The sequence below is a fragment of the Nonomuraea sp. B1E8 genome (assembly GCF_039871515.1).
In the GTDB taxonomy this organism is placed as follows: Bacteria; Actinomycetota; Actinomycetes; order Streptosporangiales; family Streptosporangiaceae; genus Nonomuraea.
In genome coordinates this window covers 91,802-106,450 of record NZ_JBDPLS010000021.1, presented here as the reverse complement: position 1 = coordinate 106,450, position 14,649 = coordinate 91,802, and the positions used below count along the sequence as shown (strand labels likewise).

13 protein-coding genes are annotated in these 14,649 nt (G+C 69.1%); 6 read left to right on the top strand and 7 right to left on the bottom strand.

Annotated elements, in window-relative coordinates; all coding sequences use genetic code 11:
• Nucleotides 1-16: 16 nt before the first annotated feature.
• Nucleotides 17-307, bottom strand: a complete 291-nt coding sequence (locus ABGA98_RS42580; protein ID WP_347624173.1) for a winged helix-turn-helix domain-containing protein — start codon at nt 305-307, stop codon at nt 17-19.
• 423 nt (nt 308-730) lie between these two features.
• Between ABGA98_RS42580 and ABGA98_RS42575 the strand changes: the two genes are divergently transcribed.
• Together ABGA98_RS42575 and tgmC are read left to right on the top strand one after the other, a co-directional pair.
• On the top strand, nt 731-1,459 hold the full coding sequence (locus ABGA98_RS42575; protein WP_347624172.1) for an ATP-grasp ribosomal peptide maturase: 729 nt from the start codon (nt 731-733) through the stop codon (nt 1,457-1,459).
• Nucleotides 1,456-2,607 carry an ATP-grasp peptide maturase system methyltransferase gene (tgmC, locus tag ABGA98_RS42570; RefSeq protein ID WP_347624171.1) on the top strand — a complete coding sequence of 384 codons (1,152 nt, stop codon included), beginning with the start codon at nt 1,456-1,458 and terminating at the stop codon, nt 2,605-2,607. The genes ABGA98_RS42575 and tgmC overlap by 4 nt, the downstream gene beginning before the upstream one ends.
• A gap of 55 nt (nt 2,608-2,662) precedes the next feature.
• Here the strand turns inward: tgmC and ABGA98_RS42565 are convergent, their stop codons facing one another.
• Nucleotides 2,663-3,442 (bottom strand): alpha/beta fold hydrolase, encoded by a 780-nt coding sequence (locus tag ABGA98_RS42565; protein ID WP_347624170.1) that lies wholly within the window; start codon nt 3,440-3,442, stop codon nt 2,663-2,665.
• Nucleotides 3,443-3,814: 372 nt separating this feature from the next.
• Nucleotides 3,815-4,402, bottom strand: coding sequence for a methyltransferase domain-containing protein (locus ABGA98_RS42560; protein ID WP_347624169.1), 588 nt, complete (start codon nt 4,400-4,402; stop codon nt 3,815-3,817).
• A gap of 45 nt (nt 4,403-4,447) precedes the next feature.
• Here ABGA98_RS42560 and ABGA98_RS42555 point away from each other — a divergent pair, with 45 nt between their 5' ends.
• Complete coding sequence (locus ABGA98_RS42555) at nt 4,448-4,882, top strand: MerR family transcriptional regulator (protein ID WP_347624168.1); 435 nt, start codon at nt 4,448-4,450, stop codon at nt 4,880-4,882.
• Nucleotides 4,883-5,153: 271 nt separating this feature from the next.
• Here ABGA98_RS42555 and ABGA98_RS42550 read toward each other — a convergent pair whose 3' ends face one another.
• From ABGA98_RS42550 to ABGA98_RS42540, 3 genes are all read right to left on the bottom strand, one after another.
• Nucleotides 5,154-6,086 (bottom strand): DUF5996 family protein, encoded by a 933-nt coding sequence (locus tag ABGA98_RS42550; RefSeq protein ID WP_347624167.1) that lies wholly within the window; start codon nt 6,084-6,086, stop codon nt 5,154-5,156.
• An 88-nt stretch (nt 6,087-6,174) separates the two neighbouring features.
• Nucleotides 6,175-7,377 (bottom strand): hypothetical protein, encoded by a 1,203-nt coding sequence (locus tag ABGA98_RS42545; protein ID WP_347624166.1) that lies wholly within the window; start codon nt 7,375-7,377, stop codon nt 6,175-6,177.
• A 113-nt stretch (nt 7,378-7,490) separates the two neighbouring features.
• Complete coding sequence (locus ABGA98_RS42540) at nt 7,491-9,128, bottom strand: phospholipid carrier-dependent glycosyltransferase (protein WP_347624165.1); 1,638 nt, start codon at nt 9,126-9,128, stop codon at nt 7,491-7,493.
• A 77-nt stretch (nt 9,129-9,205) separates the two neighbouring features.
• Between ABGA98_RS42540 and rsmI the strand changes: the two genes are divergently transcribed.
• Together rsmI and ABGA98_RS42530 are read left to right on the top strand one after the other, a co-directional pair.
• On the top strand, nt 9,206-10,057 hold the full coding sequence (rsmI, locus tag ABGA98_RS42535; RefSeq protein ID WP_347624164.1) for a 16S rRNA (cytidine(1402)-2'-O)-methyltransferase: 852 nt from the start codon (nt 9,206-9,208) through the stop codon (nt 10,055-10,057).
• A gap of 52 nt (nt 10,058-10,109) precedes the next feature.
• On the top strand, nt 10,110-11,654 hold the full coding sequence (locus ABGA98_RS42530) for a phospholipid carrier-dependent glycosyltransferase (protein WP_347624163.1): 1,545 nt from the start codon (nt 10,110-10,112) through the stop codon (nt 11,652-11,654).
• Here the strand turns inward: ABGA98_RS42530 and ABGA98_RS42525 are convergent.
• Entirely contained in the window at nt 11,548-13,137 is a 1,590-nt protein-coding gene (locus ABGA98_RS42525) for a hypothetical protein (protein WP_347624162.1), read from the bottom strand. The genes ABGA98_RS42530 and ABGA98_RS42525 overlap by 107 nt on opposite strands.
• Nucleotides 13,138-13,236: 99 nt before the next feature.
• Here ABGA98_RS42525 and ABGA98_RS42520 point away from each other — a divergent pair, with 99 nt between their 5' ends.
• Complete coding sequence (locus ABGA98_RS42520) at nt 13,237-14,457, top strand: glycosyltransferase family 2 protein (protein WP_347624161.1); 1,221 nt, start codon at nt 13,237-13,239, stop codon at nt 14,455-14,457.
• Nucleotides 14,458-14,649 lie beyond the last annotated feature (192 nt).

Below are 14,649 nucleotides of genomic sequence, written 5' to 3'. Positions count from 1 at the left end.
GCGCGGACCGCGCCGCTCAGCCCTGCGCCGGCCAGCTCTCCCGGTCGGCGACGAAACTGCCCCGTTGTGGCAGGGTCATCACCCAGCCTTCCTCACGCAACAGGGCAACGGCCTGACGGGCCGTGTCACGCGCCACCCCATGGTCTCGAACCATCTCCGATTCGGACGGAATCCGGTCGCGGGGGCCCAGCTCACCATTCTTGATCTGCGTTCTGATGATCGCCGCCACCTGCTGGTAAATCGGCGTCGGGTCAAACCTGTCCACACCCACGTGAGTGACGTTAGACACGTAGTCGACGCTGATCATATGGCCAACGTCCTAGACGAGGTAGACAAGAAGTGATTATGGTGACTCCATGAACTGGCCTTACCACGGCATCCACGTCCAACCCCCTAAACCGGATCACAAGAAACTTGCGTGGAGCGAACCACCCTCTCGCGGCGCACATGTACGCGTTCGACGACACACCTGCGCCTGCCAGGACATGGCGTTCGAACTGTGCGTCGCGGGTGGCCTGATGTTCATCAGGCGGACCACTCACACGCCGGCCGCCGTCCTCGTCCACGAAACGGAGAGCTGGCGTAGCAAGCGCGCTGAAGATGTCTGGACGCGGCTTCTGTCCGGCGAGGCATATTGAACGAGCGTTCACCTGCCCTTCTCGCGTGAGCGAAGGGTCCTAGTCGACGGCAACCGAACACTGTCGATTGCGGACGGTAATAACCCAGGGCCGTGTACTACCGGCGGCCCACCCCATACCTCCACGCACACGCCGTACAACAGCACGCCCGGTTCACCGCGACGCAGGCACGATTCGGGCTCGGTGGTGTTCTGGCGTCGCTAAGGTGTCCGTACATCAACCATCCATGGCGGATCGCGGCAGCCGAACACAAGCCGCTGCAACTCGCTGTCGCTCGTACCGCAGGATTCACGATCCCGGCGACGCTGATCACGAACTGCATGGCCGACGCACGTGCCTTCGCCGATGAGCATGGGCCGATCATCTACAAGCCACTCCGTATGACACCCCTCGACGGCGCGGACGGGCAGCCGGCAACCATCTGGGCCACGCCGGTGAACCCCGATCAGCTCGACCAACGGGTGAACCACGCCGCCCATCTGTTTCAGGCCCGTGTCCACAAAGTCGCCGATATCCGAGTCACCGCCGTAGGAAATCGTTTGTTCAGCGTCCGCATCGAATCTGGGATGCTGGACTGGCGGCAGGACTATGAGAAACATCGCTATGTGGTCGTCGATCCCCCTTCTGCCATCATCGAGGCGTGCTTGGCCTATCTCAAGCACCTGGACCTGCGCTTTGCCGCCTTCGACTTCGCTGTGACCGACGATGGGCGGTGGGTGTTCCTCGAAGCGAATCCGAACGGTCAATGGGCATGGTTGCAAGACGCCACCCGGCTACCGATCGCATCTGCGATCGCTGACCTGCTCCTGGAGCGAAAGTGAACGCATACCACGGCGACGACCTGGGGATGCGGCTACGCCGTAGCCTGGCCGACCAGCTTGCAGAGGGCCGCGACCTCCGCAGCCCACTGTGGCGTCGCGCGGTCGAGACAGTACCCCGCGAGGCTTTTCTGCCGGACGACGCGTTCCGCAACGTCGACGGGCAGTGGGAGCCGGTCCGTCGTGCCGAGGTCGGTGACGAAGCGTGGCTGCGTCTGGTCTACGAGGACCGGACCATCGTCACGCAGTGCAATGAGATCGGCGAGCCGACCTCTTCTTCGACGCTGCCCGGCCTGGTCGTTCGCATGTTGGAATACCTTGACCTGTGCGAAGGGGACAAGGTGCTGGAGATCGGCACAGGCACCGGCTATTCCACGGCGCTCATGTGCCAGCGACTGGGCCCCGAGCTGGTCACCTCCATCGAGATAGACCCCGCTGTGGCCGAACGCGCCGCCGCGGCACTGCGCGGGCTCGGTCACGAACCAGAGCTGATCACCGGGGACGGGCTTCACGGCCATCCGGGCGGCGTACCCTACGACCGGATCATCGCCACGTGTGCCGTGCGCCACATCCCCAGGGCATGGCTGCGGCAGAGCCGCACGGGCGCGATCATCCTGGCCACCTTGTCGGGCTGGCAGCACGGATTCGGCCTGGCCAAAATGACAGTTGACGGTCCCGGCACCGCGCATGGCGAATTCCTGCCCGGCCACGTGTCATTCATGATGGCCCGCCCTCACCGCGCCCCACTGCCGGACGCCGGCCTGCCAGGCAGGGGCGGGTCACTCCGCCCGGCAAGCCTCGACCCCAACGACATCTGGGAAGACTGGACCTCCACGTGGGTGGCCCAGCTCGCCGCCCCCGACACCCAGCACACGCTGGTCTTCGCCGATGACGGGCCCGCCGAGCACCTGCTCACCGACCACGTCTCACAGTCATGGGCATGGATCTCGGCGAACGGCGATGGATGGGTGGTCCGCCAGAACGGCCCACAACGCTTGTGGGATGTCATCGAGAAGGCGATCCACATTTGGGACGGCGCAGGACGTCCCCATCAGTCCGCGTTCGGGATCACCATCACGCCCAGCGCACAACGGGTATGGCTGGGAACCCCTGACGGCCCGAGCTGGAATCTGCCCACCTCCGCAGGTTGAGAGCCATCCCCGCCGTACGCCAGTGAACACGGCGTGCTCCTGTGATGGCCGTGGGCTAGACCGCGCCGGCCAGGAACTCCAGCACCAGCGGGCTCGCGACCTCGCGGAACTCCTCGAAGTACGCGTGCCGTGCCCCCTCCACCATCCGCAGCCGCGCAGCCGGGATGCGGCCGGCCAGCAGCGGCGCGTTGGCCGCCGGGTTGAGCACGTCGTCGGTGCCGTGCACGATCAGCGTGGGGGCGGTGATGGTGGGCAGCGCGTCCCAGCTGTCGTGCCCGGCGCTGGCGGCCAGGTGGCGGCGCCGCGCGTACGCCGGCATGCGCGGGTCGCCGACGGTGCGATGCGGGCCGGGGTGCGTGGCCAGCCAGGCGGGTGTGTACATGAGCTCCAGCAGCGCCCGCTCGGCCGCCGCCCGGTCCGGCTGGGCCAGCGACCGGCGGACGTCGTTGCCCCGCTCGAACCCGTGGGCGCCGCCCGGCGAGCTGCACCCGAGCACCAGCGCCCCGACCCGCTCCGGATGGTCGGCCGCCAGCCACTGGGCCACCCGCCCGCCCATCGATGTGCCGTAGAGGTGCGCCCGTTCCACGTCCAGCTCGTCGAGCACGGCCAGCACGTCGGAGGCGAACCCGCGGGTCGTGTACGGCTCGTCGGGCTTGTCGCTGTGGCCGGTGCCCCGGTAGTCGAAGGTGATCGTGGTGTACGACGACTCGAAGTCGGCCCGCACCGGGTCCCACCAGCGGTGGTCGTTGGCCTGGCCCTGCAGCAGCACGAGGGGCGGCCCGGCGCCGCGGACCTGGTAGGACAGCTTGACGCCGGTGGCGTTCGCGTATGGCACGCCTTCGATGGTGCCCTACGCGCCGGCCCGTACGTCAGCGGGGCGGTCATGGGCGTGGACGGCGGCGGCGTGCTCGTGTGAATCTTTTCCGGAACGTGTCCGGTGCGCGGCCTCGGCTCCGACGTCCCTGGCGAGAGGCAACGGAGGAAGGACCCACCCACGATGCGGCCGGGCGCGCGATGAGCCGGCCCCAGGAGCGCTACCTGCGCGCCAGGGCCGCAAAGCTCACGGGCACCGTGGAACCTCACGTGCCACGGGCTGACGCGGATCCGCCGCAGCCGACGACTTAGCGGACCGTCGGCGCCGGTGGTGAGCGGGCCGTTGATCCACGCCGGCGAAGGCCGGCCACGGCTGGGCGCAGAAGTGGCGGGCTCAGCGGGCCGCGAAGACCGTCAGCGCCCTCAGCTCCTGCCTGCTGACCTCGCAGAACAGCTCGTCCAGACCCTTGTGGACGCGCTCCAGCTTGTCCTCGGGCAGGCGCAGCCGGCGGCCGATCGGGGAGGGTGAGGTGCCGCCGTGCCAGGCGATCACCACCCGGCCGCCCGGGCGGGTGACGCGGCGGAGCTCTCGCAGGCCCGGTTCCAGTTCCGGCCAGAGGGCCACGTTGTTGACCGAGACCACGCAGTCGAAGCTGCCCTCAGGGAATCCTGTGTCGGATGCGGTGCCCAGCCGCAGCTCGGCCCCGCCCGCCCGGCGGCCGGCCAGCGCGCGCATGTCGGGCGACGGGTCCACGCCACAGACTTGTGCGGCACCGGTCCGGCCGAGCAGCTTGATGAGCGCGCCGGGACCATAGCCGACCTCCAGGACGTGCTCGCCCGGCCGCACGTCGAGGGCGGGTAGCAGCTGTTCCTGGTGGTTGGCCACCAGCATGAAGCGTCCGGCCAGGCGGCCGCGCAGGCCGTTCGGGGAGGCGAAGGGCGAGTTGATGGGGCCGCCCGTGACCCAGGAGGTGATTGGCATGCCCCCAGCGAAGCGGTTCAAGCCGACTTGAAGTCAAATGAGGTCATGGACCTGATTTCGATCGGCGAGGCCGCCCGCGTCCTCGGCATGAACGCCTCCGCGCTGCGTTACTACGAGGAGCGCGGCCTGGTCGTACCCGTCGCGCGCCGCCGGGGCCGCCGCATGTACGGCAGGCAGGAGTTGCGGCGCCTGGTCTTCCTGCGGACGTTGCAGCAGCTCGGCATCTCGCTGGACACCGCGGGGGCGGTGCTGGACGCGCCGGGCGAGGAGTGGCGCAAGGCGGTGGGCGAGCGGATCGGGGAGTTGGACGAGCTCATCGCGCGGGCCAGAGCGGCGCAGGAGGTGTTGCGGCACGCGCTGGAGTGCCCGGCTGAGCATCCGGCGAGGGAGTGCGAGTTCCTGGTGGGGATGCTGGATCAACTCCTTGACGGTCGAACGTTCGCCGAGTTCGCCGCCGGTCACTTCGACGATGCCGGTTGACGGGGTCACGAGCCCGGCAGCTCCCGAGCACGCCGCCGCCCGCTCCTGACCGCGGCGGAAATCGACCAGGCCGATCGGGGAATGTCCGGCCGCCTGGCGGGGTTATATGACGCGTGGCCGGTGTGATCAGTGTCCCCGGGCCTCACCTATTGCCTTCGCGGACTACCGTTCGGCTGGAGCCGCGTTGTGCCTTTCGCCGAGAGGCGACCTGCACACCGGTGCGCACTCGTGGGGCGCCCGCCCTCTCCGGAGGGCGGGCGCTTCGCGCGTCTCAGGCCTTCCCGTAGTAGGGGTCGGTCACGCCGCCCGGGGAGGCCAGCGCCTCGGTGTCGAGCCGGGTCAGCTTGGCGCCCGCCAGGTAGGCGCTGTCGAGGAACTCCAGCACCGCCGCCACCGGCTCTTCCATGCCTCGCACGTCGTCGTAGCGGAGCACGGCCAGGTGGCTGCCCCTGGCCGGCAGCCATTCGGCTTGCGCGGGCCGCAGCGGCTCGCGCTCCAGCCCTTCGGGCTCGGGCGCGGTGTAGGAGTAGAACGCCGGCCATGGACGTTCTTTGTCGCCGAACCAGAAGCCCGAGCTGATGACCTCCCAGCTGTAGGCCTCGCGGGTCACCGGGTCGGCGTCGGGCGAGACCCGGACCACGCGCCCGGTGAACCGGGCGACGGCGATGTCGAACGTGTGCCAGAAGTGGTGCACCGGGCTCGTCTTGCCGGCGAACCCGGCGGCGAACCGGTCGAGGAGCTGCACCACCTGCGACAGGATCCGCCAGTAGCGGTTGATCAGCACGGGGTCGTAGCGGGCGTGCAGGGTGTCCTCGGGGAACGGCGTGTCGTCCCCCATGTCGAACGGCACCGCCCAGATCTCGGGCCGGATGCCCAGCCCGGCCAGGGTCTCGAACAGCCGGTCGTGGAACGACGCCACGGACCGTCCGATCAGGCCGAACTCCGCGCTGCGCCCGTCGAGCACGTCGATCACCAGGCGGTGGCGTACGAGGTCGAAGTCGATGCAGAACAGCGGCTGCTCGCCCAGGCCGCCCATGGGGCGCGTGGTGAGCCCTCGCCCTGTCGGGTGGAAGGGCACCTGCCACCAGTGGTTGCGCCGGTTGCTCGACGCCAGCCGGATCTTGCCCACGATCTGCGCGAACCTGTGAAAGGTCTCCTTGGCCTCCGTCCACTCGGCGAGCGGCATGGCGGGAAACAGCTCCATGACGGCCCCCCCTTCTGGTGCTGCCCCGCCATCGTAACTACCGGGAGTGTTCGAACGGCTCTCCGGGGTCATGGATGGAGGCCGGAGCTCATCCTGAGCTGACGTATTTCCTCGGTCGCAGCGCGTGTGCGCGCAGCGCCGCCAGCGCGGCCAGCTGGCCCGGGCGGCGCATCCGCACCGCCAGCTCGTCGCTGTAGGCCAGCTCCAGCGCCGTGAGCTGGGCCACCAGGTCGGTCACGGGCGCGGAGACGTCCTCCAGGCTCGTCGCGGGATGCCAGCCCTCACCGCCGACCACCTCCGCCACCCGCTCGCGCAGCTCGGCGGGCGACATCAGGGTGCCGTCGGCGAGCAGCATGAGCGCGGCCTCGCGGGCCGACACCTCGAACTCGTGCTCGCCCCTGGCCAGCAGCAGCTTGGTGACCGCCCTCCACATGGCCTTCGGGGACTTGAGCAGCCGCTTGCCGTAGTCGGTGATGATCAGCTTGGTGCCGTCACGGCTGATCGCGCCCAGCTCGCGTTCGGCGAGCTCGCGCAGCCTGAGCGCCTCGGGTGACGGGGCCAGCCGCAGCGGCAGGCTGCCTTCCGAGGCGGCGGCCAGGGAGAGCAGCCGGTGCAGGGCGGGCAGGGGTTGCGGGGTGACGGGTGCGTGCAGGCGCACCTCGAACGGCTGGGCCAGCTCGCGCCTGGCGGGGCCGCGGCCCAGCACCCAGCGGTTGAGCCGCTCGCCGTGCACCCGGTTGAGCCAGCTGTCGCCGCCCAGCTCGGCCCGTGGCTCGGTGAGCCAGCGGCGGGTCAGCGCGGTGCGGTCGACGCTCGCGCGGGCGACGATGGCCAGCTCGAGCGCGGCGGAGCAGGCCAGGTGGGCGCCCAGCTCCTCCGGGCCCATGATCATGCTCCACTGGAGTTCTGGCACATCGGGCGGGAGCACGCCCGTGGCCTCGAGCGCCTGCTGGTAGGCGCTCGCGCCGGCGTCATCGCCCTCGCGGGCGTACGTGCGCAGGATCTTGATCGTCGTGGGGGACGTGCACAGGTCGGCGTACCGCTCCAGCCCGCCGAGCCGCAGCAGTTGGCCGAGCGAACGTGCGAGGCGCTCGTGGTCGCCTCCAGGCTTGAGCGGCCCCACCTTGATCGGCAGGGTGTACCAGAGAAACTCGCAGACGTCGAGCTGGGTTACCGTCTCCAACGGCTCCCCACCCGTCAACCATTCGACGGCGGTCCTGGCCTCTTCGGCAAGGTCCGGCTGAGAGCGCTCCAACTCGGCGAGAAGGGCGGTGACATCCGGTGCACTCATGCCTCGAAGTTTGCCGTATCGACCCCGGACCTGACGATGTCCGAAGGTGGTGCGTATCGGGTCTTGCACTGCGACTGCCCTAAGAAACCACTATTGAGCCGACGGAAACGTGATCATATCCACTGCTTCTCGAACAGCATGCGGGCCTTCCACTCGACGTACGGGATCAGCTCACCCGACAGGACGGGGTGCAGCCACCAGAAGTTGATCAGTGCGAGCAGGGCGAAGGCGCCGACGACGGCGGCCGCGGTGGGACGGCGGTAGTACCTGGTCCCCGGCAGCCTCTTGCCCGCGCGCCCGATCATCAGCCCCGCGCACAGCGTGATGGCCAGCACCATGAACGGCACCATCGGGATGGCGTAGAACAGGAACATGGTGCGGTTGCCGGCGATGGCGAAGTAGAACCACGGCAGCCAGCCCATGCCGTAGGCCAGCAGCACGGCGCCGGCCCGCCAGTCGCGCGAGGAGACGTACCACGCGATGAGGGCCACCAGCGCGGCCACCGCGCCGAACCAGATCACCGGCGTGCCCACGCCCAGCACGGCCTCCGAGCAGTCCTTGACGCCGCAGGCGTCCTGCCTGGCCTCGTAGTAGAAGGCCACGGGACGCAGCAGCAGCGGCCACTGCCACGGCTCGGACATGTAGGGGTGTGAGGTCTCCAGCCCGCTGTGGAAGGTGAAGACCTGCCATTGGTACTGGATCCACGACCGCATCGAGTCGAAGACGAAGTAGAGCGGCCCGGACGAGGTGGCCTGGTCCCAGTTGCGGCCGTAGCCGGTGGCGTTGGCGAACCAGCCCGTCCAGGTGGCCATGTACGCCACGAACGGCACCGCCACGAACGCCAGCGCCCCCTGCGGCACGTCCTTGTTGAACGCCCCCATGTAGGGGCTGCGCAGTCCCACGGCCCTGCGCGCCCCGAAGTCCCACATCAGCGACATGACCGCGAACGCCACCGCGAACGCCAGCCCCGACCACTTGACCGACATCGCGAAGGCCAGGCACACGCCGGCGGCGATCCGCCACCACCTGATGCCCAGCGACGGCCCCTGCGGCGACAGGGGCGAGCTCTCGTACCAGGAGACCAGCCGTTCCCGTGCCTGGTCGCGGTCGGCCACCAGGCAGGCGAACGCGGCCAGCACCCAGAACATGAGGAAGATGTCGAGCAGTGCCGTGCGGGAGAGCACGAAGTGCAGGCCGTCGAGGGCCAGCAGCAGGCCGGCGAAGCAGCCGAGCAGCGTCGAGCGGGTCATCCGCCGTGCCACCCTGGCCAGGACGAGGATCGACAGGGTGCCGATCAGCGTGGCGGCGAAGCGCCAGCCGAACGGGTTGAGCCCGAACAACCACTCGCCCGCGCCGATCATCCACTTGCCCAGGGGCGGGTGCACGACGTAGGAGGCGCACTTGTCCATGGTCTCGGCCGTGCACGACTGCCAGATGCCGCCGGTGTCGCCGGCGATGATCGCCTTGTCGGCGTCCTTGACCGTGACCCGCTCGACCCCCCAGGTGATCAGCGAGTAGCCGTCTTTCATGTAGTACGTCTCGTCGAACACCACGGCCTTGGGATGGCCGAGATCGAGGAAACGGAGGACCCCGCCGAACACGGTGACCAGCAGCGGGCCGAGCCACCCCCACATCACGCTTCCGCGCATGGGAGGAATCACCCGATCGCGTACGGACCGGGCGACCTCGTGCTGGCCGTCGCCGGCCTCCGAGTCGTCAAAGGCCTGGTACGAGGAGTCGGTCACCGCCATTCGGCCATCGTACGGGCCCTCAGCGGAAAGCCATGCAGAAACACCGTCTAATAGGGATAGCCTGCCACAATGGCCAGGTGACTGGAGAGCGCGGCAGGCTGGTGCTGGCAGGAGCCCCCATAGGCCAGGCGGGCGACGTCTCGCCCCGCCTGCGCGAGGCGCTCGAAGACGCCGACGTGGTGGCCGCCGAGGACACCCGCAGGCTGCGCAGGCTCGCCGCGGAGCTGGGGGCGGAGATCACCGGCCGGATCGTGTCCTACTACGACCAGAACGAAGCGGGCCGGGCCCAGGAACTCGTCGAGGCGCTGTGGGAGGGCCGCACGGTCGTCGTGATCACCGACGCGGGGATGCCGGGCGTGTCGGACCCGGGCTACCGCCTGACGAGGCTCGCGGTCGAGGCGGGCGTCACGGTCACCGCGCTGCCGGGCCCGAGCGCCGTCACCACCGCCCTGGCCGTGTCGGGGCTGCCGAGCGACCGGTTCTGCTTCGAGGGTTTCCCGCCGCGCAAGCCGGGCGAGCGCGCCCGCCGCCTGGCCGCGCTGGCGGGCGAGGAACGCACGATGGTCTTCTTCGAGGCGCCGCACCGGCTGGCGAGCTCCCTCACGGCCATGACGGAGGCGTTCGGGCCCGGCCGCGAGGCGGCGGTCTGCCGCGAGCTGACCAAGACCTACGAGGAGGTGCGCCGGGGCGGCCTCGGCGAGCTGGCCGCCTGGGCGGAGGGCGGCGTCAAGGGCGAGATCACGGTCGTGGTCGCCGGTCACGTCGCGCGGGCGGAGGAGCAGGACATGGACGCGCTCGTCGCTCAGGTCGACCGGATGGTCGCCGAGGGCACGCAGCGCAAGCTGGCCGTCGCCGAGGTGGCCAAGGGGGCGGGGATTCCCAAGCGCGAGCTTTACGATCTGGTGCACAGGAGATCAGCGACACCATAAGGTGCGCTTCGTGAGTAATTGGGGGGCTTCGCCGCGTCGACTGATCCCACCCATGCAGGACGGCGTCCTGCTGGGGTGGGTCGGGCCGATCGTGGTGGCGATCTTCGGCGGCATCCTCAGGTTCGTCAGGCTCGGCGATCCCAAATCCGTCGTCTTCGACGAGACGTACTACGTCAAGGACGCCTACTCGCTGCTGACCCACGGCGTGGAGCGGACCATGCTCGGCGACGCCGACAACCCCATCGCCGACCGCCGGCTCATCGCCGGCAACCTGGACATCTTCAAGCAGTGCGCGCAGCCGTCCGACTGCGCGTCGTTCGTGGCGCATCCGCCGCTCGGCAAGTGGATGATCGGCGTGGGCGAGTGGTTGTTCGGGATGAACCCGTTCGGCTGGCGCTTCGCCGCCGCGCTGATCGGCACCCTGTCGATCCTGATCCTGGCCAGGGTGGCGCGGCGGATGACCCGCTCGACGCTGCTCGGCTGCCTGGGCGGGCTGCTGCTGGCGCTCGACGGGCTGCACCTGGTGTTGTCGCGCACGGGGCTGCTCGACATCTTCCTGATGTTCTGGGTGCTGGCCGGATTCGCCTGCCTGGTGGCCGACCGCGACCAGGCGAGGGAGCGGCTGGTCTCCTGGTACGAGAGCTCGCCCGTCGCCGGCATGGGGCCGCGGCTCGGGCTCAGGCCCTGGCGCATCGCCGCGGGCGTCTGCCTCGGCGCCGCGTGCGCGGTCAAGTGGTCGGGCATCTTCTTCCTGCTCGCGTTCGCCGTCATGAGCCTCATGTGGGACATGGGGGCCAGGCGGGCGCTGGGGGCGCGCGAGCCGGTCAGGGGGGCGCTGGCGTACGACCTGCCCGGCGGGTTCGGGGCGATGGCGCTCGCGTCCGCGGCGACGTTCACGGCGTCGTGGGCCGGGTGGTTCGTCAGCGCGGACGGCTGGGGACGCAACTGGGCGCAGGCCACCTCGTCGGGGCCCGCGTTCTTCGTGGTCGACTCGGTGCGGTCGTGGATGCAGTACCAGCTGCAGGTGCTCGGCTTCCACAGCGGACTGGACACCTACCACCAGAACATGTCCGAGCCCTGGCAGTGGCCCGTGCTGCTGCGTCCCGTCACCTTCCATTACGCCGGGGACCTGCCGCCGTCGGCGTGCGGGGCCGACAAGTGCTCCCAGGCTGTGATCGGGGCCGGCACCCCCGCCCTCTGGTACGGAGCCGCGCTCGCGCTGATCGCCCTCGTCGTGTGGTATTTCAACACGCGTGACTGGCGGGCCGGCGCCGTGCTGCTGGCCTACGCGGTCGGCTGGCTGCCGTGGTTCTACTACGCCATCGCCGACAACCGGACGATGTACCTGTTCTACATGATCCCCGTCGTGCCGTTCATGGTGCTGGCGCTCGTGCTGGTGGCGGGGCTGATCCTGGGCAGGGCCGCGGCCACGCCCGCACGGAGGGCGTTCGGGGCCGCGGTCGTGGGCGCGTTCGCGCTCATCGCCCTGGTCAACTTCTGGTGGCTTTACCCCGTGCTGACCGCCGAGACCATCGCACACGCAGAGTGGTGGGCCCGGATGTTCCTGCGCTCCTGGGTGACCGTCGCGCCGAAGTGACGCCCTTGCGCAGCGTGATCGCCGCCGCGATGCAGGCCAGCGGCACGGCCGGAAGCACGTAACGGTAGTCGAACTCCGCCGTCGCGGCCGGGGCCAGCAGCAACCCGAACGCGCCGAGCCACGGCAGCACGACCGGGCCGCCGAACTTGCGCCACCGGACCGCGACGCCGTACAGGCCGATCAGCAGGATCCCGCCGAGCACGATGCCGCGCAGGTAGAACACCTTCTGGTAGCCGCTCATGATGTCGGCCCACGGATGCACGATCCTCGTCTCGGGCGGGCCCTGCTCGTAGCTGAACGCGTCGGTGTCGGTGCGGCCGCCCGCGTACGACGACCACTTCGGCAGCCGCTTGGGCTGGCCGTTCGCGTCGATCTCGTAGTAGGGCTTGAACTGGTACATGTTGTACGTGGACTCGTCGGGGAAGCGCGGACGGGCCCAGTGGAACGAACGGAAGAAGTCGCGCACGACCACCTGCAGGTAGTCGCCCGGCTGCGACAGGATCGCGCGCGTGGCGAACTTGCTGGCGGCCTCGTTGGTGATCTCGCTGAACTTCTTGTTGGTGCCCCAGCGGTGCAGCACCTCGCCGGTGCCCGTGCCGTCGCCGTTGCCCTGCCCCCACAGATACCACTGGGCGTAGTCTTTGCGCTGGTTGACCGGGTCGTTGATGCAGAGCAGGAGCAGCTGCACCTCGGTGTACTTGTCGATGTCCATCTTGTTGCAGTCGGCGAAGATGGCCGTGCGCATGTACAGGATGAGGCCGTCGCTGTTGGTCATGGCGAATTTGCCGTACGCGGAGGCGAACCAGCCCATGTAGGCCAGCACCGGGAGCGCGCAGGCCGTGATGACGGCCGTGATGGGCCGCCAGCCGGTGCGCTTGACCAGGAGATAGAGCACCACCAGGGCCAGGATGGGCAGGCCGATCGAGCGGGTCAGCCACGTCAGCGCCAGCAGCAGGCCGATCACGGTGCCCGCCTGCCACGTCAGCCGCCGCTTCCACAACACCATCGTGATGACGCCGACCACGAGCAGCATGAACATGGTGTCGGACATCACCAGCTGCTCCAGCTGGATCTGGTAGGCGTCGAACAACACCGGCGCGGCGGCCAGCGTCGCCCCCCACTTCGGCAGCCTGAACTTGATGCGCAGCAGCGCGTAGATCAGGCAGGCCGTGGCCAGGCCCATCAGGTGCTGCGTCAGGACCACCAGGGTGAAGCTGTGGAAAGGCTTGAGCAGCATCAGCCAGAAGCTGTAACCGTCGGGCCTGATCGGGTGGGGCCTCGGGTGCAGGGCCACCGAGACGTACTCGTAGGAGTCGTTGAACCACATGGCCGGGCCGTAGCCGAGCATGGTGATGAGCCGCAGCACGGCGCCGACGCCGAAGGCCGCGGCGAACACCCGATGCCGGCGCACCATGGACAGCGCACGGGCTGCAGGGCCAGGAGCGGAGTGGTCCACAGGGGTAATCTCCGCGACGCTCACCATGCTGTAAAGAATGCCAGTCGTTTGTGGGTCTTGACCCGACCACACTCGGGCACAGGGCATGATGGTTGACTGGAACAGCCTTAACTGAAGGGTAGACACGTGGAACTGACGGTGGTCATGCCCTGCCTCAACGAGGCGGAGACCGTGGAAGTCTGTGTGCGCAAGGCACTGGCGTGCATGGAGGAGCACGGCATCGAGGGCGAAGTCCTGATCGCCGACAACGGCAGCACGGACGGCTCGCAACAACTGGCCCGTGATGCCGGCGCCCGCGTTGTCCACGTCGATGAGAAGGGCTACGGCAACGCCCTCATGGGCGGGATCCGGGCGGCGCGCGGCAAGTTCGTGATCATGGGCGACGCTGACGACTCCTACGACTTCACCTCGTTGCTGCCGTTCGTCGAGCAGCTGCGCGACGGCGCCGACCTGGTGATGGGCAACCGCTTCAAGGGCGGCATCGCCCCGGGGGCCATGCCTCCGCTCCACCGCTATCTCGGCAACCCGGTGTTGTCGTTCATCGGCAGGCTGTTCTTCCCGTCGGCGATCGGCGACTTCCACTGCGGGCTGCGCGGCTTCAGGCGCGAGTCCATCCTGCGGCTGCACCTGCAGACCGGCGGCATGGAGTTCGCCTCGGAGATGGTGGTCCGCTCCACGCTGTCCGGCCTCGACGTGCGCGAGGTGCCCACGACGCTCTCGCCCGACGGCCGCTCACGCCCGCCGCACCTGCGCTCGTGGCGCGACGGCTGGCGTCACCTGCGCTTCCTGCTCCTCTACAGCCCCAAGTGGCTGTTCTTCTACCCCGGCGTGCTGATGATGGTCATCGGCCTGGTCGCGAGCACCGCGCTGACGTTCGGCCCCGTCGAGATCGGCGAGCTGGCCTTCGACGTCGACACGCTGGTCGGCACGTCCGCGCTGATGGTGATCGGCTTCCAGGCCGCGCTGTTCGCGCTGTTCACGAAGGTCTACGCGGCCGAGGAGGGCTTCCTGCCGGAGTCGCCGCGCATCCGCAGGATCATCGACATCGTGACCCTGGAGAAGGGGCTCGTGGTGGGCGGCCTGCTGGCGCTGGCCGGCCTGGTCGGGCTGGTGATGTCGCTGGTGCACTGGCAGGTGCGCAGCTTCGGCGAACTCAACCCGCGCGAGTCGCTGCGGCTCGTCGTGCCGTCGGCGACGGCGCTCGTCATGAGCTTCCAGACGATCTTCGCCTCGCTGTTCATCAGCATCCTGGGCATCCGCCGCACGCGCGAGAGCTCCATCGACGTGGCCGCCAAGGCAGCCGAAGAGGCCGCCGAGGCGATCTCCCTCGAGAAGTCAGAGCGATAAACGCCCTTTAGCGCTGCGGGCGGGCGCGCGGGGCCAAAGCATCTTTTACGCGCTGCTGGGGTCGTCCACCCGCTGGCGTGGGTTCCCGTCCGTCCAGGGAAACGCCCTCTGACCGGTCAGTGGCGCGCCGCCGTTACGGAGCGCCCTGCCGGCCCGGTCCGTGGTCAAGGCGTGGACCACGGAGCACGGGCA

What these genes read in the sequence shown, in the direction of transcription:
- ABGA98_RS42580 (WP_347624173.1), bottom strand. Translation starts at nt 307, where the DNA reads ATGATCAGCGTCGACTACGTGTCTAACGTCACTCACGTGGGTGTGGAC.
- ABGA98_RS42550 (WP_347624167.1), bottom strand. Translation starts at nt 6,086, where the DNA reads ATGGAGCTGTTTCCCGCCATGCCGCTCGCCGAGTGGACGGAGGCCAAG.
- ABGA98_RS42525 (WP_347624162.1), bottom strand. Translation starts at nt 13,137, where the DNA reads ATGGTGAGCGTCGCGGAGATTACCCCTGTGGACCACTCCGCTCCTGGC.
- ABGA98_RS42560 (WP_347624169.1), bottom strand. Translation starts at nt 4,402, where the DNA reads ATGCCAATCACCTCCTGGGTCACGGGCGGCCCCATCAACTCGCCCTTC.
- ABGA98_RS42540 (WP_347624165.1), bottom strand. Translation starts at nt 9,128, where the DNA reads ATGGCGGTGACCGACTCCTCGTACCAGGCCTTTGACGACTCGGAGGCC.
- ABGA98_RS42555 (WP_347624168.1), top strand. Translation starts at nt 4,448, where the DNA reads ATGGACCTGATTTCGATCGGCGAGGCCGCCCGCGTCCTCGGCATGAAC.
- ABGA98_RS42545 (WP_347624166.1), bottom strand. Translation starts at nt 7,377, where the DNA reads ATGAGTGCACCGGATGTCACCGCCCTTCTCGCCGAGTTGGAGCGCTCT.
- ABGA98_RS42530 (WP_347624163.1), top strand. Translation starts at nt 10,110, where the DNA reads ATGCAGGACGGCGTCCTGCTGGGGTGGGTCGGGCCGATCGTGGTGGCG.